This is a genomic window from Clostridium sp. UBA3061, from assembly GCF_002367465.1.
GTDB lineage: Bacteria > Bacillota > Clostridia > Clostridiales > Clostridiaceae > Clostridium_J > Clostridium_J sulfidigenes.
This window is the reverse complement of sequence record NZ_DFCF01000007.1, coordinates 168,938-190,163: the sequence shown is the minus strand read 5'-3', so window position 1 is coordinate 190,163 and position 21,226 is coordinate 168,938. Positions and strand designations below refer to the sequence as shown.

The 21,226-nt window shown below is 30.5% G+C and carries 17 protein-coding genes, 1 riboswitch and 2 other annotated features; of the genes, 11 read left to right on the top strand and 6 right to left on the bottom strand.

Features of this window, described 5'->3' with window-relative positions; all coding sequences use genetic code 11:
* The first annotated feature begins 5 nt into the window (after positions 1 to 5).
* Complete coding sequence (locus B2P65_RS06325; RefSeq protein WP_346846942.1) at positions 6 to 539, top strand: spore maturation protein; 534 nt, start codon at positions 6 to 8, stop codon at positions 537 to 539.
* A 320-nt stretch (positions 540 to 859) separates the two neighbouring features.
* Here the strand turns inward: B2P65_RS06325 and B2P65_RS06320 are convergent, their stop codons facing one another.
* On the bottom strand, positions 860 to 2,245 hold the full coding sequence (locus B2P65_RS06320) for an MATE family efflux transporter (RefSeq protein ID WP_346846943.1): 1,386 nt from the start codon (positions 2,243 to 2,245) through the stop codon (positions 860 to 862).
* A 411-nt stretch (positions 2,246 to 2,656) separates the two neighbouring features.
* Positions 2,657 to 2,905: a binding site (T-box leader), on the top strand.
* A gap of 84 nt (positions 2,906 to 2,989) precedes the next feature.
* Between B2P65_RS06320 and metG the strand changes: the two genes are divergently transcribed.
* Positions 2,990 to 4,924, top strand: coding sequence for a methionine--tRNA ligase (gene metG, locus B2P65_RS06315; protein ID WP_346879785.1), 1,935 nt, complete (start codon positions 2,990 to 2,992; stop codon positions 4,922 to 4,924).
* 76 nt (positions 4,925 to 5,000) lie between these two features.
* Positions 5,001 to 5,249 carry a TIGR04076 family protein gene (locus tag B2P65_RS06310; RefSeq protein ID WP_346846945.1) on the top strand — a complete coding sequence of 83 codons (249 nt, stop codon included), beginning with the start codon at positions 5,001 to 5,003 and terminating at the stop codon, positions 5,247 to 5,249.
* A 20-nt stretch (positions 5,250 to 5,269) separates the two neighbouring features.
* Here the strand turns inward: B2P65_RS06310 and B2P65_RS06305 are convergent, their stop codons facing one another.
* Positions 5,270 to 6,037: a histidinol phosphate phosphatase gene (locus B2P65_RS06305; RefSeq protein WP_346879784.1), complete on the bottom strand. Its 768-nt coding sequence runs from the start codon at positions 6,035 to 6,037 to the stop codon at positions 5,270 to 5,272.
* Between the two features lie 414 nt (positions 6,038 to 6,451).
* On the opposite strand from B2P65_RS06305, the gene B2P65_RS06300 reads away from it, so the two are divergent.
* The 7 genes from B2P65_RS06300 (at position 6,452) to B2P65_RS06270 (ending at position 13,390) form a co-directional block, all read left to right on the top strand.
* Positions 6,452 to 7,216, top strand: a complete 765-nt coding sequence (locus B2P65_RS06300; protein WP_346877498.1) for a TatD family hydrolase — start codon at positions 6,452 to 6,454, stop codon at positions 7,214 to 7,216.
* A gap of 320 nt (positions 7,217 to 7,536) precedes the next feature.
* A complete protein-coding gene (locus tag B2P65_RS06295) occupies positions 7,537 to 8,562 on the top strand; it encodes a 3D domain-containing protein (protein ID WP_346879783.1) in 1,026 nt (341 codons plus the stop codon).
* Between the two features lie 267 nt (positions 8,563 to 8,829).
* Complete coding sequence (gene rnmV / locus B2P65_RS06290; protein WP_035130849.1) at positions 8,830 to 9,372, top strand: ribonuclease M5; 543 nt, start codon at positions 8,830 to 8,832, stop codon at positions 9,370 to 9,372.
* Position 9,373: 1 nt separating this feature from the next.
* Positions 9,374 to 10,216, top strand: a complete 843-nt coding sequence (gene rsmA / locus B2P65_RS06285) for a 16S rRNA (adenine(1518)-N(6)/adenine(1519)-N(6))-dimethyltransferase RsmA (protein ID WP_346846949.1) — start codon at positions 9,374 to 9,376, stop codon at positions 10,214 to 10,216.
* A 101-nt stretch (positions 10,217 to 10,317) separates the two neighbouring features.
* Positions 10,318 to 11,811 (top strand): hypothetical protein, encoded by a 1,494-nt coding sequence (locus B2P65_RS06280; protein WP_346879782.1) that lies wholly within the window; start codon positions 10,318 to 10,320, stop codon positions 11,809 to 11,811.
* Between the two features lie 94 nt (positions 11,812 to 11,905).
* Complete coding sequence (locus tag B2P65_RS06275; protein WP_346846951.1) at positions 11,906 to 12,490, top strand: hypothetical protein; 585 nt, start codon at positions 11,906 to 11,908, stop codon at positions 12,488 to 12,490.
* A gap of 93 nt (positions 12,491 to 12,583) precedes the next feature.
* Entirely contained in the window at positions 12,584 to 13,390 is an 807-nt protein-coding gene (locus B2P65_RS06270; RefSeq protein WP_346846952.1) for a hypothetical protein, read from the top strand.
* A 79-nt stretch (positions 13,391 to 13,469) separates the two neighbouring features.
* On the opposite strand, the gene thiT is transcribed toward B2P65_RS06270, so the two are convergent.
* From thiT to B2P65_RS06250, 4 genes are all read right to left on the bottom strand, one after another.
* The gene (thiT, locus tag B2P65_RS06265) at positions 13,470 to 14,111 is read right to left on the bottom strand and encodes an energy-coupled thiamine transporter ThiT (RefSeq protein WP_346846953.1); all 642 of its coding nucleotides are present in this window, start codon (positions 14,109 to 14,111) and stop codon (positions 13,470 to 13,472) included.
* A gap of 111 nt (positions 14,112 to 14,222) precedes the next feature.
* Positions 14,223 to 14,318, bottom strand: a riboswitch (TPP riboswitch).
* A 139-nt stretch (positions 14,319 to 14,457) separates the two neighbouring features.
* Positions 14,458 to 14,658, bottom strand: a complete 201-nt coding sequence (locus B2P65_RS06260; protein WP_346847425.1) for a cold-shock protein — start codon at positions 14,656 to 14,658, stop codon at positions 14,458 to 14,460.
* Positions 14,659 to 14,858: 200 nt separating this feature from the next.
* The gene (locus tag B2P65_RS06255; RefSeq protein ID WP_346879781.1) at positions 14,859 to 16,574 is read right to left on the bottom strand and encodes an SH3 domain-containing protein; all 1,716 of its coding nucleotides are present in this window, start codon (positions 16,572 to 16,574) and stop codon (positions 14,859 to 14,861) included.
* A 152-nt stretch (positions 16,575 to 16,726) separates the two neighbouring features.
* Positions 16,727 to 17,359 (bottom strand): MBL fold metallo-hydrolase, encoded by a 633-nt coding sequence (locus B2P65_RS06250; RefSeq protein ID WP_346877502.1) that lies wholly within the window; start codon positions 17,357 to 17,359, stop codon positions 16,727 to 16,729.
* Between the two features lie 263 nt (positions 17,360 to 17,622).
* Positions 17,623 to 17,837: a binding site (T-box leader), on the top strand.
* A gap of 178 nt (positions 17,838 to 18,015) precedes the next feature.
* On the opposite strand from B2P65_RS06250, the gene ileS reads away from it, so the two are divergent.
* Positions 18,016 to 21,117, top strand: coding sequence for an isoleucine--tRNA ligase (gene ileS, locus B2P65_RS06245; RefSeq protein WP_346879780.1), 3,102 nt, complete (start codon positions 18,016 to 18,018; stop codon positions 21,115 to 21,117).
* The last annotated feature ends 109 nt before the right edge of the window (positions 21,118 to 21,226 follow it).

The following is a 21,226-nucleotide window of genomic DNA, read 5'->3' as shown; positions in this document are numbered from 1 at the left end:
ATGCCGTGGGAAATATATTTGATTATTTTTTAAAGGGAATAATTCCAATAATTATAGGTGCTGTAGTACTATATGGCATTATTGCTAAGGTAAAAGTATATGAATGTTTTGTAGAAGGATCTAAGGAAGGTATAAATGTATGTGTAAGGATTTTCCCTTATCTTTTAGCTATGCTTATAGCAGTAAATTGCTTTAGGGCTTCAGGGGCTATGGATTATGTTATAAACTTAATAAAGCCAGCTGTTAACGTGGTAGGTATACCTCCAGAAATCGTTCCGTTAATATTTATAAAACCACTATCAGGTAGTGGAGCAATTGGGGTTTTCACAGATATAGTAAAAAGCTATGGACCAGATTCTTTCTTAGGATTTCTATCATCTATAATAATGGGTGGTACAGAAACTATATTTTATACTATTACTGTGTATTTTGGAGCTGTTGGTATAAAGAAGGTAAGACACAGTTTATGGGTAGCTCTAATAGTTGATTTATGTGCTGTACTCTTAGCAGTTAATTTAGCAGTAATGTTAATGAGATAAAGAAATTTGTTAATACAGGGGAGGAGTTTAATTAAAAGTATAGAATTTGCCTATATATAACATATTTTGTAAAGTATGATATATAAGTAGATTCTAGATGGGAGAAAAAGTTATGGATGTTTTTATGGAGAATTTTTTTTATCTTCTTATCTTGTTTTTTATAATAGGAGCTGTAGTTGCAACAATAAAAAGAATTTTACACTAGAGAGGAATTAAATTATATAAGAGATTACTTAAGAAAGTAATAGTAAATGAAACTGCCTAATAAAGAGCATTAGCATACTTTATTAGGCAGTTTTTAATATATAGCTATCAATATTTTAGTCTAGCTTTGTTATATGACTATTGATAGGCTTCAGTTTCTTCACATAGAATATATAAAGAAGAAGTCCATCTACAGACCATTGAACAAAACATATAATCCAGAACACAGTTATTGATGTGCCTAGTAAATAAATGAATATAAATACTAGTGGAAGTCTTATAAACCAAGAGGTTACGAAGGCTATAATAAATGGAGTTTTAGTATCACCATAACCTTTGAAAATTCCACCTACAATCATCGATAGTGCCATGGCAGGCTGTTCTGCAGCAGCTATCATTAAACAAGCTGCTCCAAGAGAAATAACTTCTGTATTACTACTATCTATAAACATTTTAATAAGTTGTGCTGGGAATATTAAGAATAGTAATGTAAATATGCACATTACACCTATTCCTAAAATCATAGCAGTACGACCATACTCTCTAGCTTTTTTATAGTCGCCTTCACCAACTTTATTTCCAACTAGAGTTGTAGCAGCAACGGCAAATCCCCACCCAGGCATAAAAGAAATAGATTCTAAGGTTAAAGTGATTTGGTTAGCAGCAAAGGCGATGGTACCAAGATGCATAATCATCATACTTGTAAAAAGTCTAGCTAAACTATAGGCAGCTTCTTGCATTCCAGCAGGTACAGATAAAGAAGTAATATTTTTTATTCTAGCACCGCTGAATTTCTTTAAGTACTTAAATTCAATTTTTATTAGGGATTTTTTATAGGTATATATAGCTGAATAAATAAATCCTGATATATTAGCTATAGTTGTAGCAATAGCGGCACCCTTAACTCCAAGTTCTGGAAAACCAAGTAAACCAAATATTAATATAGTATCTAATGAAAGGTTAACTACAAGCATAACAATAGAAACAATCATTGGAGTTTTAGTATTTCCATAGGATCTATTAACAGCATTTAACATACTAGATAACATATTAAAGGGCAAGCCAATACATACAATGTTTATATAAGTTGTACCTAATCCTATTATGCTTGGCTCAGCACCAGCTAGAACTAACAATTTTTTACTAAATAAGAATATAAATAGTGTAGTAGCCATACTTACTAGGAATCCTAAAGAAAATCCTAAGGTTGCATATTCATTAGCCTTATCTAATTCTTTAGCACCGTATCTTCTTGCTACAATTGAAGTGATTCCAACAGATAAGCTTTGAGCAACTAGAATATTAGTAAAGGTATAAATAACTTCACTAGACATTCCTACAGTACTAACAGCAATATCCCCTCCATATTGACCTATAAGCATAGTATCAACAGTCCATATCATTGTATATAATAACATTTCTATTACAGCTGGTAAGGATAGTTTAAGTACATCCTTTACTGTAGATTTATTTAAATAAAGGTTCTTTTTTAATAATTCCATATAACTACCTCCTTTTAAAAAATACCCTTTTAATTGCCTAATAATAATGTAAGAAAATTATGGCACATATATAATGATAATTCATATTTCCAAAAAAAAATAGATGTAATACAAATAAAAATAAATAAAGTATAAAAATTCATAAAAGTGAATAAATTACTATATAAATATATACCTATATAAATAACTGTATATAAAACTATAAGGCTAGTTAAATAGTTAACTATTTGTTGTGCTCATGCGGGTTTCAGGGCTATTCTACCCTTTGAAGGTGTGATTAAACATATATCTAAAGGGAAGTTATGAATAATTATATTGCTACTATTTAATAATATATTAATAAACATAATATATTAATTATACCGTTGACATAAAATAATTATAGTATTATCATATTAATTAATATTGATATTTAATGCGAAGAAAAGAAGAGTACTAAATGAAATTTTCTAAAGAGAGCTAGAATAGGTGAAAACTAGCGAAAAAGAAGTTTAGGAACATGGTCTTGGAGCAGATTTTCTGAAGTGTAGTCACCAAGGAAAATAGGGAAGTCCCCCTTATAGGACAAAGTAATAAAGGCTAAGGCTAAGTTACTTATTGAGGTGTCTACTGTGAAGTAGATATGAATTAGAGTGGTAACACGTATATAACGTCTCTATGTAGAAATATTTCTGCATAGAGATTTTTTTTAGACTTAAAGCCAAAAGATATAATAAAAATACAATAATTTTAGGAGGAAGAAATATGACAAAGAAACCATTTTATATTACTACACCAATATACTATCCATCAGCTAATCTTCATATAGGAAATACTTATACAACTGTGGCAGCTGATGCTATAGCGAGATTTAAAAGATTTACAGGTCATGAAGTAATGTTTTTAACAGGAACAGATGAACATGGTCAAAAGCTTCAAAGAATAGCTGAAGACAAGGGCGTTAAACCAATAGAATACATAGATGAAATAGTATCTGGAATTAAAGATCTTTGGAAGCTTATGGACATTAGTTATGATAAATTTATTAGAACTACTGATGATTATCATAAAAGCTCTGTACAAAAAATATTCAATCAGCTATATGAACAAGGAGATATATATAAAGGCTCTTATGAAGGTTGGTATTGTACACCTTGTGAAGCTTTCTGGACAGAGACTCAAGCAGTAGATGGAAAATGCCCAGATTGTGGTAGACCAGTAGAAAAGGCAAAAGAAGAAGCATATTTCTTCAAAATGTCTAAATATGCAGATAGACTTTTAGAGTATATAGAATCTCATCCAGACTTTATACAACCAGAATCAAGAAAAAATGAAATGGTAAATAACTTCTTAAAACCAGGATTACAAGATTTATGTGTATCAAGAACATCTTTTGATTGGGGAATACCGGTTGAGTTTGATAATGGTCATGTAATTTATGTTTGGATAGATGCTCTTTCAAACTATATAACTGCATTAGGTTATAACCAAGAAAACACGGAGCTTTATAAGAAGTTCTGGCCAGCAGATGTACACTTAATAGGAAAAGATATATTAAGATTCCATACTATATATTGGCCAATTATGTTAATGGCATTAGGATTAGAGTTGCCAAAACAAATATTTGGTCATGGATGGCTTTTAGTTGATGGTGGTAAAATGTCTAAATCTAAAGGAAATGTAGTAGATCCAGTGATACTTGTAGATCACTTTGGAGTAGATGCTGTAAGATATTACCTACTACATGAAATACCTTTTGGTTCTGACGGACTGTTCAATAATGAAATATTCATAAAGAAAACTAATTCAGATTTAGCTAATGACCTTGGAAATTTAGTTTCAAGAACTGTAACTATGGTAGAGAAATACTTTGGAGGAGTAATTCCAGCTCCAGATGTTAAGGAGGCTATCGATGAAGCGTTAATTTCCGTTGCATTAGAAGTACCTAAGAAGGTTGAAGCTGAAATAGAGCATTTAAGAGTTTCTGATGCACTAGATCTTATATGGACATTAATTAGAAGAACCAATAAGTACATCGATGAGACAACTCCTTGGATATTAGGTAAGGATGAAAACTTAAAAGGAAGACTTGCTACAGTTCTTTATAACTTATGTGAAAGTTTAAGAATAATATCTTCTTTAACTTCAGCATTTTTACCAACAACAAGTGCCAAAATAAATGAGCAATTAAATATTTCTAATTTTACATGGGAAAGTTTGACTTCTTTTGATGGTACTGTTGCAGGAACTAATGTTAATAAGGGCGCTGTAATATTCCCAAGAATAGATGTGGAAGCTAAAATAAAAGAACTTGAAGAAATCGCTGAAGCAGCTAAAAAAGCTGCACAAAAAAGAGAAATAACTCCAATAAAGGAAGAAATAACTATAGATGATTTTGAAAAAATTGACCTTAGAGTAGTTAAAGTTTTAGAATGTGAGCCAGTTAAGAAAGCTAAAAAACTTTTGAAATTTAAGGTAGATATGGGTGGAGAGATTCGTCAAGTTATATCAGGTATTGCAATGCACTGCAAGCCAGAAGAGTTAATTGGAAAGAACGTAGTCTTAGTTGCTAACCTTAAACCTGTAACTTTAAGAGGTGAAATATCTCAAGGTATGATTCTTTCTGCAGCTACAGATGATGATTCAAAATTATGTGTAGTAGATCCAGGTGACATTGAATCAGGTTCAATAGTACGATAATAAAAAAAGTTACATCCTTTGGATGTAGCTTTTTTTATTATATAATTAAAGGTAAATAAATCATTGGGGGAATTATATGGGAAAGGTAAGAATAACTGTTTTAGAAAGTAAGTGTAGGTGTGGATATCATAAAAAAGGAGACATATATGAAGTGGAAGATATTTGTCCTCCTATTTGTCATGAATTGTGGCAAAATATTTATCCAAGTGTATATACTTTACTTAATGGAGGAGATTTAGATTTTGGAGATGAACGTAGAAAGATGTTTCAGCTTTCATGTCCAGATGGAGGAAGGGTGAAAGTTAAGGGAGAAGTTATAGAATAAAAAAATAGAGGCCTGAGTATTTAGAAAAATTCAGGCTTTCTATTTTTGAAATATATTGGTTTAACATTACATAGATGGCATAATAAAAGAGCTTCTTTAAAATTGTTATTAATAGCAGAAGGGGTGTGGGAATCAGAACCAATAGTTATATACTTTCCTCCTAATTCTTTATATCTACTATAGATTTTTTTTAGATTATCAAAGGTTACATTGCTTTTTATTCTACGAGTATTTATTTCCATAGCAGTATTAGTATCAATACAAGTTTTTATAACACTATCTATTAAATCATTATATTTATCATAGTAAATCTCACTATCACTTACAGGTGCGTATCTGGATATATAATCTATATGACCTAAAGTATCTATGTAAGGATGAGTTTTTATACAGTCACAAATTTCTTGAAAGTACTTAATTAGAACTTCTCTATAGGATAAGCCTTCATAAATATCCCAGTATCCAATATCAATATTGCTTATTGTATGCTGAGAACCTATAACCTGATCAAAGCCATAGGAATTTATAAGCTTTTCATTATCTTCTTTATAATCTAGAGACATTCCAACTTCTATACCTAATAATAGATTATTACTTCTGTATTCTCCGTATTTTTCAAAATAATCATCTACATTAAAACGAAATCCAGCTTCCTTAGGATAATTTAAATCCATATGGTCTGTAATAACTAAACCTATGTTGTGTTTACCTGCTGTATTAATAGCATCAGTTAGCTTCATGTTAGAATCAGTAGAAAAACAAGTATGTATGTGGCTATCAAAAATCATAAGATTACCCCCTTAAATATTACTATATAATTATAACACAGTATGAAATTTACTCCTTTGGTATCATGAATAAATTTACATATGTTGGATAAAATCTAAATACCTTACTAGCTTTTATATTTATCCGATGACTACCAGTTCTAATACTCTCATCTTTTTTGAAGAGAGAATAAAGAGCTGCTACGTCCCTGGATAACGATTTCCCCTAAAGGACAACGAATTCTAAGTATCAAATAAATTGATACTTAGAATTCTATTAGTAACCTTCAAAGGGAGTAAAAAACTCCCTCTGAAGTAAAGAACTCTGTTTATTAGTGAATTTTAGCTATGGACAAAGATTAATTTACCATATATGATAAATTAAATGATAAAGATGGAATCGATAAAAATTTAACTTATGAAAGCGGGGATAATATGATATTTGATTCACATGCTCATTATGATGATGAACAATTTGATGATGACAGAGATGTTATTTTAAAAGAGATAAAAGATAAAGAGGTTATAGGCGTAATAAATTGTGGTTCTAGCTTGAAAGGTCTTGAAATGTCTGTAAAGCTAGCTGAAGATTATGATTTCATTTATGCCGCTGCAGGAATTCACCCAGAGAATGCTGATGAATTTAGGGATGAAGTTAAAGAGAGAATACGTAGCTTGGCTAAGGACAAGAAGATAGTTGCAATAGGAGAAATAGGATTAGACTACTATTGGGAAGAAAACCCTTCAAGAGAAGTACAAAAGAAAGTTTTTAGAGAGCAAATGGCTATAGCTAAAGAATTTAATTTGCCTGTTATAATTCATGATAGAGATGCCCATGGAGATACCCTAGAAATATTAAAGGAATTTCCTGATGTAATAGGTGTAGTTCACTGCTTTTCAGGAAGTGTAGAATTCTCTAAAGAATGTTTAAAATTAGGATATTATATAGGGGTTACTGGAGTAGTTACTTTTAAAAATTCTAAGGTTATAAAAGAAGTGGTAAAGGAATTACCCCTAGATAGGTTATTGGTAGAAACTGATTGTCCATATATGGCACCAACACCAAATAGAGGAAAGAGAAATCAATCAAATTATATAAAGTTTATCATAGAAGAAATAGCTAACATTAAAGGTACAAGCAGAAAACAAATTGAAGAAATTACAATATTTAACACAAAAAGCTTGTTTAATTTAAATTAGTGAGGTATAATTTGAAATATAAATTTGAAAGTGTAGTTTTAGATATATTAAATTATAGATATAAATTTCATTAGTTTTTAAGTCAAATGTATATAAAGAATAAATGAACTTATTTTTGCATATGTATAGTATAAACCTGTACTTATCACCCCGGAAAGACTGAAACTAAAACACAGAAAAGCTATTATTTTAATTATTATTTTATTATGCATAGTATGCATTAAGTTCAGTCAATTCAATGATTAGAGTGCTAAATTTGACATAACTATGGTATCTAATATATAATAGCAAAGTACTCTTGTCTGAGGGAGGTAATCTTTATGATGATTAAATTCAAAGATAAATTGAAAAGCAATTTTTCAATTTGGCCAAAGACGGTGTTCGTTGTTGTATTAATTCTATTAAGTGCCGCAGTTACTATTTGGGGGTTAAGGAATACCGTTGAAGTAGTAGTTGATGGTCAAAAAGTAGAAATAACTACATTATCAAAAAATTTAAATACTATACTAGAGAACAACGGCATAACAGTTGCTCAGAAGGATAAAATTTCTGTGGAACTAGACAGCGAAGTTAATGATGGTGACATAATTTATATTAATAAGGCAGTAGATGTAGAAGTAATGGTAGACGGAAAAAACTTATCAATAGCATCAGCAGAGAAAACAGTAGAAGATATGTTAGAAGCTGAGAATATTAAAATAAGTCAAGAGGACAAGATAGTTCCGTCTATGGATGAAAATCTACAAGCAGGTATGACTGTTGAGGTTACAAGAGTAAAGAAGGAGCTTTTAAAAGAAGTTCAACCAATAGCTTTTGAAACTGAAACAAGAAAAAACTCTGAACTTAACCAAGGAGTAGAAAAAGAAGTTCAAAAAGGCTCTATGGGTGAGAGAACTATCACAACAGAGGTTGTGTATGAAAATGGTAAAGAGGTTAATAGAAGAGTTGTAAAAGAGGTTGTTAGTAAAAATCCTATAAATAAGATAATAGATATAGGAACCTTAGCTGTTGTAAGACCATCACGTGGTGGCAATGCAAAAGACTTTGCATATTCAAGTATGATATCTTGTGTATCAACTGCATATACTTCCGATAGGGGAGATTCAGGTACTATAACAGCAACAGGTACAACTGTTAGACGTAATCCAAATGGATACAGCACTGTAGCTGTAGATCCAAGAGTAATTCCATTAGGAACAAAACTTTATATCGAAGGATATGGACTTGCCATTGCAGAAGATACAGGGGGAGCCATAGTAGGTAATAAGGTTGATGTGTATGTTAATAGCTATGATGAAGCTGTTAACTGGGGAAGAAGACAGGTTAACGTTTATATTTTAAAATAGGAGCATAGGCTCCTATTTTTTTATTTCAGATGCCTAAAATTAAATATGCTATGATATAATTACATTGAGAAATTTTAAAATACAAAGAAATATATAAACAGAGTTCTTAGCTTCTTCGAAGCTTTAGAAATCGTTATCCAGGGACGTAGCTGCTCTTTACTCCCACTTTGAAGAAGATGGGGGGGGTTAGAGCAGGTAGTCATAGGATAATTTTTATATAAAGGTTACATAATATTTTATATAGCATAATGCAGGACGGAGGCTTTTATGATTAAGGAAGTAATAGTGGTAGAGGGACGAGATGATGTGACAGCTGTAAAAAGAGCTGTTGATGCTGAAGTAATATCAGTTAGTGGATTTGGTATAAATAGTAAAGTTATTGAAAGAATAAAAGAGGCTAATAAGAGACAAGGGGTAATAGTTTTAACAGACCCTGATTTTGCTGGAGAAAAAATAAGAAGAATTATAGCTAAAAGAGTCCCTAATATTAAGCATGCTTATATAACTCAAAGTGAAGGAAGAAAAGGTGATAATATAGGAGTTGAAAATGCTTCACCAGAAACTATTATCAAGGCTTTAAATGGAGCAAAGTGTGAATTAAAAGAGCCTAGACATGAGTTTACTATACAAGATATGCACTATTTTAGATTAACAGCAGATAAAGATGCTAAAAAAAGAAGAGATGCTATTGGAAGAGAATTAGGAATAGGGTATAGTAATACAAATCAGCTATTAACTAGATTAAATAATTATGGTATATCTAAGGATGAGTTTGTAGAAGCTATGAAGAAGGTAGATAAGGAGATTTAGTATGGATAAATTAAATACAAAAGAACTAGTTGAAAAATATAATTTTAAGTTTACTAAAAGTTTAGGACAAAATTTTTTAACTGATTACACAGTGCTTGAGGATATTGTAGAAGGTGCAAATATAACTGAGAATGACTACGTAATAGAGATAGGTCCAGGTGTTGGAACTTTAACTAGGGAGTTACTTAAAAGGGCTAAAAGAGTTACTAGTATAGAGTTAGATTCTAGATTAATACCTATTTTGGAATCAGAGTTATCTAGTTATGAGAATTTTAGTTTAATAAATAAAGATGCTTTAAAGGTAAATTATAGAGAACTAATAGGTGAAGAAAAAAGTGTAAAGGTAGTAGCTAATTTACCATATTATGTAACTACGCCTATAATAGCAAATCTTTTAAATGATAAATTAGATATAAAATCTATAACTATTATGATTCAAAAGGAAGTTGCAGAACGAATTAATGGAGAACCAAGTACTAAAGAATATGGAGCATTTACTCTACTTGCAAAGTATTATTGTGATACAAAAATTATAAGGAATGTACCTCCAAGTTGTTTTATACCATCTCCTAAAGTAGATTCTATAGTTATTAGATTAGATAAATTAGATAAACCTAGAGTTGAAGTGAAGGATGAAAAACTTTTCTTTAATATAATAAGGCAGTCTTTTAATATGAGAAGAAAAACTCTATGGAATAGTATGAAGGCTATAGGATTATCTAAGGAACTGCAAGAAAAGGCTTTTGAAGATGCGGGTATTAATCCAACTAGAAGAGGTGAAACTCTAACAATAGAAGAGTTTGCTACTTTAGCAAATAAGATATACGAGATTCGCCTTAAATAGACGAATCTTTTTTCTTATAAAAATAAATAAAGAATATCCTTCATTTTTTATACATAATAGTCATATATTATAATGTATAAATAAAAATGGAGGTAGAGAGTATGCCGTCTAGAAAAAGCTATAATAGATTTTTTATAATATTACAAGAAGATCAAAAAGGATATGGACTAGATTCCAATAAAACACCTTCAGGCTACGCTAAGTTAGAGGTAAGAAATGATAAAGCAAAAGCCTCATTTTATGCTCAAAATCTTAAAAAGCAAAAGGGCCCATACTTTATGATTTTAATAGTTCAAGGAAACAATGGTAATGAACTAATAAATCTTGGTCGAATCAATATAGATGATGGCGGAAAAGCTGATGTTAGCAATGAGTTTGATGCCAATAATTTAGTAAATACAAACATAGGTATGAACAAGGTGCAAGGAGCAGCTATTGGTAAGATAAGTGCAGATAAAGTTATGCCTGTAATGGTAGGGTTTATTGGAGGGGAAGAGCTTAAAAACTGGCAGAACTATCCTCTAGCTAAGAGTGATAGTAATACTGTAAAAGAAAATAATAGTACAACTACACCAGTAAAAGAAACTCCAAAATCAGATAATGGAAATATGAATAAAGTAGTGCCTCAAATTCAAAATACAAATTTAGGGCAGCAAGAAAGTAATGCTGGAATTATACAAAACAACACCAATAATATACAGCAACAAACAGGAATGCCACAAAATATAGGAACTGATAATACAAACATTACTAATACTCCATATGGTGGAATTATTCCTAATATACCTGGAAGTACTTCTACTCCTATTCCTAATATCAATATACCTGGAATCACCCCTACTCCAATGTCTAATACAAGGAGCGATGAAAATTATATAAGTGATGAAGTAGATATTATTGATGTTGAAGAAATTGAACCTTTAGTAAAGAATGATCTAATAAATGAACAATTAGAAAGTAATGATGAAGACTATATTGATGATGAGAATAGAATATTTGAAGAATATGAAAAAGAAATAGAAAGGTTAAAAGATTATAGAAAAAAACACTCTAAAAAGAAGAATAAATATGATGATTGTAAGGTGAAAAAATCATATGATTATGACGATATAGATAAAAAATGTGAAGATTGCAAACCTGAGAAACATAAAAAAAGTGAATGGAATGATAAGGATTATCCAATGGGAACTATGGGTAAATTTTTTAAAGAAGTTATCTATGGCTTAGAAAAGATTGGTAGTAATGAGAATATTAAAAATTGTTTTTGGTACAAAGCTCATGTAAAAAAATTAGAGGATATGTATTGTGTTTATGATTACAATAAATATTCTGTGGTGTTCTACCCTATGATTTGCTATTATCCTTATATATCACGACATGGAAATTTCATGGTTGGATATAAATGTGATGATGAAGGTAATTTAAAATATATTATATATGCAATACCAGGCACAAGAGATTTGGCAGACCAACCATATGAAGGAAAGACTGGTTTCGTAACTTTCATGCCAGATGAAGATAATGATAAAACAGGTCATTGGTTAATGTATTATGATATAAAAGGCAATACTGTGGTTGTACCAGTTAAGAGGTAAGATAATATGTGAATTTAAAACTCCGAATTTTATTCGGAGTTTATTCTATTTTTTGAAAAAGGGACATAGTATATTAATAAAGGGAGGGTAACATATGAAATTAGTAGATGATAATATGAGAAAATTAGGATTAGCAATAATACTAGCAGGGCTTATGATAGTTATATTAGGAGTTGGAAAATATTTTGAAGAAAGTCTAAGAACAGCTACATTAACTCAGAATAGTATGGTTGAATTTAAGCAATATGATATTCTAGATGGTAAAATAAAATATAAGTTGCCTAGTAGCTGGTTAACTACAATAAAAGAGAATAAAGATGATAAAATTGTATACTTAAATGAATTTGTTTCAGATGATGCTAATACTTATGGTTCTATAGAGCTTATAAGTAACAGCGAAGGTGTTAAAGCAACAATAGATAAGTGCATAGCAGATGTAGAGGGTATGGGAATAAAAGACTATAAAAAAGAAAAAGTGAAGATAGATAATATAGAATTAGATTATATTAAGTATGATTTAAAAAGTAGTAAAGAAAATGTAAAAAGAACCTATGAATATTATGTTCCATACGATGATTATGTGGCTAGAATAACATTTATAATTAGTGATAAAAAAGCTAGAGAGAATACACAAGTGGTATTTGAAAATATAGTTAAAACTTTTTCCTTTGAAAAGTAAAAGAGTTATTTGATTTAATGTATAACAACTATTATAATAAAACATATGATAAAGAATGAAAAATTCTAAGAATTTTTCAAGTGGAGGGCAAAGGTGAGAAGAGTAAAAAGTAATTTCATAGTTATATTATTAATAATATCATCATTACTAATTTCCGCTTGTGGTATAAGGGGAAATAGTGATTTTAACTATATGCAAGAAAGGAACATTATGAAGGTTACAATTCAGAGTACTAGAGATAAAAGTTATAAGTTTACTGTTACTGACAAAGATGTAATAAATGATATATATAGTATACTTTCTAGTGCAAGTGTTGTTGAAGAAAAGTCAACTTTAGACCCAGACTATACTCTGGAGATATATGAGAGCCCAACAGAATTTAAGACCTTTAATTATGTAGCTGGACTTGACAAAAAGGATGGGGCAAATCTGTATAATGATGATAATAAGTATATTGTTTCTAAGAGGCTTGATAATGATATCATAAAAAACTTTGCAAATATAAGAAAACCTATCGACTTTGAGTATGTATATTATACTTCTATTTTAAGTTGTATAGATAAGTACGTATCCGCTAATAAAGATGCAGGTAATGTTGGAGTTAATGTATCTAGTGATAATATGGCTGCACGTTTTCAAATATCCACAGAGATTGAGGAATTTAAGAAGAAAGTAAATAAACTTAAATCAGTAACATTCATGGATACCTCTGTTACCAGAGATGATTTTAATGTAGTTATGAATATAAAAACAGAAGGATATACATCTAAGAAATATAAAGGTATTGTTACATTTGAAAAGACTAAAAATGCTTCCTCTACTAGCTATTATATAAGTAACGTTTATGATCGTGGAGAATGGAAGTTTAGCATAAGTGATGAAAAACCGGAAGATTTCTAAAAGTAAAATAAATATAGTAATTAAAAGGATATAGCATGATGATTGAATGATCGTCATGCTATATCCTTTTTAAATTATTTTATATAGAATTATTAGTATAAGGAGCTAATCTTTTTGTAAGACTATTTAAATTTATAACTGAGCATACAGCTATGCAAATTATACAATCTATAAGAATATAAGTACCATTATATACTAGTGAATATACTGCTGGAGTTAAGTTATATTTAGCAGCATAACTTCCCCAAAAAATTATTCCAGCTATGTAATGGAATGTAAATCGTGCAAAGAAAGCAACTATTATAGCTAAATATTTATTTTTCTTAAAAAATCCTGAAAGTCCAATTGCCATAAAAGGCAGAGTATAGTCAAAAAGAACTTGAATGGGGTGAAGAATATATGTAGGTCCTATAACGAAGTTTAATATACCATACACAAAGCCAGTGAACATTCCTATAGTAGGTCCATAAATTAAAGATATTATAATTATAGGTAGCATACTAGCAAGAGTTGCACTTCCACCTAAAGGAAATTCAAAAAATTTGAAAAATTGAAGAATTACCGACATGGCAACTGCTAAAGCTATATGAGTTGTTAACCTAGAAGTAAACTTGATGTGTTTAACTTTTATAAACACACATAATAGAATTAGGACACCAAGTAAGGTGGCAAGAGTTGTCCAACTAGCTAGAATATTTTTCATATTTTCTAAGATATTCATAAAGAGTCCTCCTTAAATTAAGTAGTGCTAAGGACTAATGTTAAAGCAGAAGTTATACTCTGAAAAAAAGCCATGTTCGTAAGAACACGGCTAAATAACTAAGCATTAACTTAAGCTTATTAATCGCTTCCCTACGCTAGCATTATCTAGGTCAGGTAAAGGGTAATGAAAAATCATTTCTCAGCCGGAGCACCCCTAGCACAATATATTATTTTATATTTTCATAATAGCATACATAGTTTTATAGTTCAATAGAGCCCTATATAAACCGAATAAAAATAGAGACCACGAATTTAAATCGTGTCTCTAAAATGATGAATAATACATATTTCTTTAAAATATATATCTATAATTTTGTAACATTTGCTGCTTGAGGGCCTCTATCCCCACTAACTATTTCAAATTGAACTTTTTGTCCTTCATCAAGGACCTTATAGCCATCTCCCGTTACAGCAGAGAAATGTACAAATACATCTTCATGACCTTCCATAGATATAAATCCAAACCCTTTTTCACTATTAAACCATTTTACTGTTCCTACTTCCATATAATCTCCGTTAAGCAACTTAAATAGTTGCACCCTTTTCAACATACTCAGTTTTGCGGTGCTACTCCTGTTGGTCGTGTACTCGAGGGCATCAAATCTTAATATTATTAAGATAAGCACGGAATCTCCTTTCAAAATATTTGACCATATCTAACTTCTTAGATATTAACTATAGTGTTCTCAATTTGAAACTTTTTATACTATTTTATTATACGTTTAGCAACATAATATCTATTACTATAATAAGCAGAATTTAAATTAGAAACTCTTACGCAATCACCAGGTTGAGGAGCTTGGATAAATAAATCATTACCTTTATAGATTCCTACGTGAGATATATCATTAGGATCATCATCGTTAGTAGTAAAGAAAATTAAATCTCCAGGTTTTAAATCCTTACGATCAACGACGATACCTTGATGTACTTGATAGTATGTAGATCTTTCTAGGCATATTCCTAGTTGCTTGTACACATATTGAACAAGACCAGAACAATCAAAGCCTACAGGGGTAAATCCACCCCAAAGGTATGGAACTCCAAGATATTCTTCAGCTTTAGCAACTATATTTTCTCCAGTATAACTACTTTGTATAAGAGGAGTTTCCTTTACTATGGGATTTGATGATTGATTTTCATCAGCTATGGTTACATAGTCACCGCTAATATATCCATTAGTATTACCTACCTTAACATTATACCAACCATTAGTATAAGAAATTATAGGTAGCTTACTACCATATCTTACTGTAGTAACTATACTATAACTAGTACTAGCACCAGAACGAACATTTAAAGCATCAGCATTAACAATTGCAACTTTACCTTCCACAGTGTGAGAAGGTGGAGTCGTCTCAGGTGGGGTAACGGTACCAGGAGTAGTTTCAGTATTATTATTGTTTGATATAAATTCTGAACTTACAAAGGCCGTACCACTTTTAAATTTAATTTTGTGCCAACCGTTACTAGTAGATAATATTTCAACTTTAGAATTTTTATATAGAGTACCAACTATCTTAGAGCTAGTATTTGCACCAGAACGAACATTTAAAGCATCTGCTTTAACAATGCCTGTAGATATAACGGTATTGTTGTTAGAGGAATTATTGTTTCCGCTACTTGAGTTATTATTACCAGAATTATTTGAAGAAATGGTAATATATTCAGCGCTGACAAAGCCAATAGCATTATTATACTTAATTTTGTGCCAACCATTACTAGTAGATATTATTTGTACTGTAGCATTTTTACGAAGGGAACCAATAATTTTATTACTAGTGCTTGCTCCAGAACGAACATTTAGAGCATCTGCATTAACGATACCATTAGATTTAACGGTACTATCAGAAGAGTTACTATTGTTATTATTAGTATTACCATTACCTGAGTTTGAATTACTTGAAGAAGTATTAATGTACTCAGCACTAACGAAACCAGTAGTATTATTATATTTAATTTTATGCCAACCATTGCTAGTAGATATTATTTGCACTTTGGCATTTTTAGAAAGAGATCCAATAATTCTACTGCTAGTATTACCTGCAGAACGAACATTTAAGGCAGTAGCAGTAACAATTCCAGTTTTAGATGCTTGTACTGTATTAGAATTACTATCTAGCTTTACATATTCTCCAGAAATCCAACCAGTAGTGTTATTATATTTAATTTTATACCATCCATTTGCTATCTCTAGAATTGATACTTTAGTATTATAATTTATTTTACCAATAATGTTACTACTAGTATTATGATTTGATCTTATATTTAATACATCTGCAGTTATAGTTCCTGTAACTGTAGAGTTGTATGAAGAATTCGAAGTTTGAGCTGGATCAGCTATAGCTATAACTTGCATAGAAGTAGCAATGGCTGTACCCGTTGCAAGTGTACATAAAACTTTCAATGCTTTATCATTCATTAATTAACAGTCCTTTCTCAATAATATTTCCCCATAGAATATATTTCATATTATTACTTAAATTATAAGGTAAAAAATGATATATAACAACAAATAACATCAAATACATTTATATTTTTTTAATTGAATAGAACTCTAATCTAGTTTTAAGATTAGAGTTCAAAAATTTTAACTAAATTTACACCTTCTAAAGGTGGGTTTATAGTTAATGTATGAGATTTTATATTCACAGCATTTTTCATAAAAGATATGAAATTTTCTATTCCATGAACAGGAAAATCTATATGTGGAACTTTATAATGCATTGGAATTACTAATTTACTTTGGATTTTATTGCAAAGAGTGGCAGCAATTTCAGGAGCAATTGTAAAATTACTCCCTACTGGGATGAAGAGTATATCTACAGTACCTAATAAATCTAATTCTTCAGCTGTTAGCATATGTCCAAGATCGCCTAAATGACATAGTTTTAAGTTATCCGTTTCTATTAAATAAATTATATTATCACCGCGTTTAGCTCCCTTTATATTGTCATGATAAGATGGAAAGCCTTGAATTTTAATAGAAGAGCTTTCATATGAGCAAGGTGTGTTTATAATAATTGCACCAGGGTTTATTAAATCCGTATAGTTATGATCAAAATGGTCATGACTGATGGTAACTATATCTACAGAACCTTTATAGGGCGTTCCACCTAAACATTTATTAAAAGGATCCATAAGTATCTTTTCTCCATGAGAATTTTCAAGTAGAAAGCAAGAATGTCCAAACCAAGTAATTACCATAGTTAGTACCTCCTAATTAAGTAAAGTTAACTATTTAGTCTATTTTAATTATTAACAGCTTTGCTTAATTTATGCTTTAGTATGTAAAAAGAACATTTTAATTTAATAAGAAGACTACAATAATAAGATGACTACAATAATAAGAGTAGATGCAATTGTAATAGATTAAATAATATTTTAGTATGTTATTAGAAATAAAGCCCTTTACATTAAAATTTTTATATAATATAATAGATGTAAAATTAATTTACAACATAGTACATATAAAAGCTGAGAATAGGACAGTACTCTAAAAGGTAGCTTAAAGAGAGTGGGGGTAGGTGAAAACCCATAGTGAATAATTAGAGGAAGATCACCTAGGAGCTGAGAACTGAAATTTAGTAAGTTTTTCCGTATTTCTGCGTTAAGGAATAGGATATGTTAGTATCCGAAATTATTAACACTGTAGGTGGTATAGCGAAGTAACTTCGTCCTTAGTAGGGCGGAGTTTTAATTTTTATCCATGATATATGAGATTAATTAATTAATGCTATGGATAAAATTAAGGCTAGATACTATTAAATTAATTTTACCTTATAATTACTTAACAATATTTAAATGATTCCATGAGATTAACCAGAAATGGTACAGATAAACTATGTAAGGAGGAAAAATATATGTATAAGAAAATTGATAACTCAAAGTCTTTTATGGACATTGAGAAAGATATGTTAAAGCTTTGGGAAGAAAAAGGCGTAATACAAAAGAACTTCGACTTAAATGATGAAGGTGAATATTTTACGTTCTATGATGGTCCACCAACAGCTAATGGTAAACCACACATAGGTCACGTTATAACTAGAGTTATGAAAGATATAATCCCAAGATATAAAGTTATGAAAGGTTATAAGGTTTTAAGAAAAGCTGGATGGGATACTCATGGTCTTCCAGTAGAACTTGAAATTGAAAAGAAACTTGGAATTTCAGGAAAACCTGAGATTGAAAAGTATGGAGTAGAAGAATTTGTTACTCAATGTAAAGATAGTGTATTCTCTTACGTTGAAATGTGGAGAGAAATGTCTGAAAGGCTTGGTTACTGGGTTGACATGGAAAATCCATATGTAACTTATCACAATGATTATATAGAATCAGTATGGTGGGCTTTAAAGCAAATGTGGAATAAGGATTTATTATATAAAGGACACAAAGTAATGCCTTATTGCCCAAGATGTGGAACTACCTTATCATCTCACGAAGTAGCACAGGGTTATAAAGATGTAAAGGATAGCTCAGCTTATGTAAAATTTAAACTAAAAGATGAGGACAAATATGTATTAGTATGGACAACAACTCCTTGGACATTACCAAGTAACGTTGCTCTTGCTGTTAATAAATCTTATGATTATGTAGAAGTTTTACATGAAGGTGAATATCTAATTCTTTCAAGAACTCTTTTAAACAAACTTCGAGGCGAATATGAAGTAGTATCTGAATTTAAAGGAGAAACATTGCTTGGAAAAGAATATGAGCAAATGTTTAAGTTCGAAGTGCCTGAAGAAAAAGCATTTTATATAGTTCATGGAGACTTTGTAACATTAACAGATGGTACTGGAATAGTTCATATAGCACCTGCTTATGGAGATGACGATAATCAATTAGGAAAGAAATATGGTCTTCCTATGATTAATCTAGTAGATGGGGAAGGTAACTTTGTTCCAGCAGTAACTCCTTGGGCTGGAATATTTGTAAAAAAAGCAGATGAGAAGATTTTAGCTTATTTAAAAGAAAATAATATTCTTTATAAAAGTGAGAAGTTTACACACTCATATCCACATTGCTGGAGATGCGATACGCCACTTCTTTATTATCCAAGAGAAAGTTGGTTTGTAAGAATGTCTTCAGTAAGGGATCAACTTATTCAAAATAATAATAAAATAAATTGGATGCCTGACAATGTAAAAACAGGTAGAATGGGTAAATTCCTTGAGAATGTAATTGACTGGGGAATTTCTAGAAATAGATATTGGGGTACTCCACTTCCAATTTGGGAATGTGAATGTGGACACAGAGAGTTAATAGGAAGTGTTGAAGAACTTAAGGAAAAAGGTGTAAGTGTACCAGATGGTATAGAGCTCCATAAGCCATATATTGATAGGGTTAAGGTTACTTGTCCACACTGTCAAAAAGAAATGACAAGGGTTGAAGAAGTTATAGACTGTTGGTTTGACTCAGGTTCAATGCCATTTGCTCAATATCACTATCCTTTTGAAAATAAAGAACTATTTGAAGCAAACTTCCCAGCACAGTTTATTTCTGAAGCTGTAGACCAAACAAGAGGATGGTTCTATACACTTCTTGCTATTTCTACAACTGTGTTTGAGAATAATCCTTTTGAAAATTGTATAGTACTAGGACACGTTTTAGACAAAGATGGACTTAAGATGTCTAAACATAAAGGAAATGTACTTAGTCCATTTACAGTACTTGAAAATGAAGGCGCAGATGCTTTAAGATGGTATTTCTATACTGGTAGTGCACCATGGCTTCCATCAAGATTCTATGAAGAGGCTGTTATAGAAGCTCAAAGAAAATTTATAGGAACTCTATGGAATGTGTATTCATTCTATGTTCTATATGCAGAATTAGACAATTTTAATCCAATAGATTATAAAGATTTTAAATCAGAAAATGTAATGGATAAATGGATGATGTCTAAACTGAATACATTAGTTAAAAATATAGATGAGCATTTAGAAAACTACAGAATAACTCAAGGAGCTAAAGAACTAGAAGATTTTGTAGATGAATTATCTAACTGGTATGTTAGAAGAAACAGAGCAAGATTCTGGGGTGAAGAGCTTACAGAGGATAAGATAGGTGCTTACATGACTTTATATAGAGTACTTGTATCATTCTCTAAAATAGCTGCACCGTTTATACCATTTATAACTGAAGAGTTATATCAAAATCTTGTTGTTGCTTTTGATAAGGATGCAGAAGAGAGTGTTCACCTATGTAAATGGCCAGAATACGTTAAAGCTGATGTAGATGCGGTATTAGAAGATGAAATGGATAAGGCGTATAAGATAGTTAAGCTTGGAAGAAGTGCAAGAAATGGGGCTAATATTAAGAATAGACAGCCACTTGGAAAAATGCTTGTATCTGTAGACTCACTTCCAGAATATTATGGAGACATAGTTAAGGATGAGCTTAATATTAAACAAGTAGAACTAGGATCAGACCTTTCTAAATATGTTAACTTTGAAATAAAACCTAATCTTCCAGTACTAGGAAAGGCTTACGGAAAAATGATTCCAGGAATCAGAAAAGGTATAGCCTCAATGAATCAAATGGATCTTGCACAAAGAGTAAATAATGGTAATGTGGTTACAATAAATGTAGATGGAACTGAAATAGAGTTAAATAAAGAAAATCTACTTGTAACAATGCAGGGCTTAGAAGGATTTGCTTTTGCTGGAGAAGGTGAAATAGGTGTAGTATTAGATACAAATATTTCAGAAGAACTTAGAGAAGAAGGTCACATAAGAGAAGTTCTAAGCAAAATACAAAACATGAGAAAAGAAACAGGATTTGAAGTTTCAGACAAGATAAACTTATACTTTGCTGGAAATGAAGTCTTAGAGAATGTAATAAGAAAGTTTGAAAATCAAATAAAGAAAGATACATTAGCATTAACCGTAGCCTATAATAGTGATAAGGCTATAAATGAAGTTAAAATTAATGGTGAAAAGTTATTGTTACATGTAGAAAGAGTTTAGTAATAATATGTTAAATTAAAATATTAAGTAGTTTAGATGGAGTTAATATGATAATAGATTGCTCCATCTAAACTTTATAATTATACTTTACTTTATAGTATAAATAAGG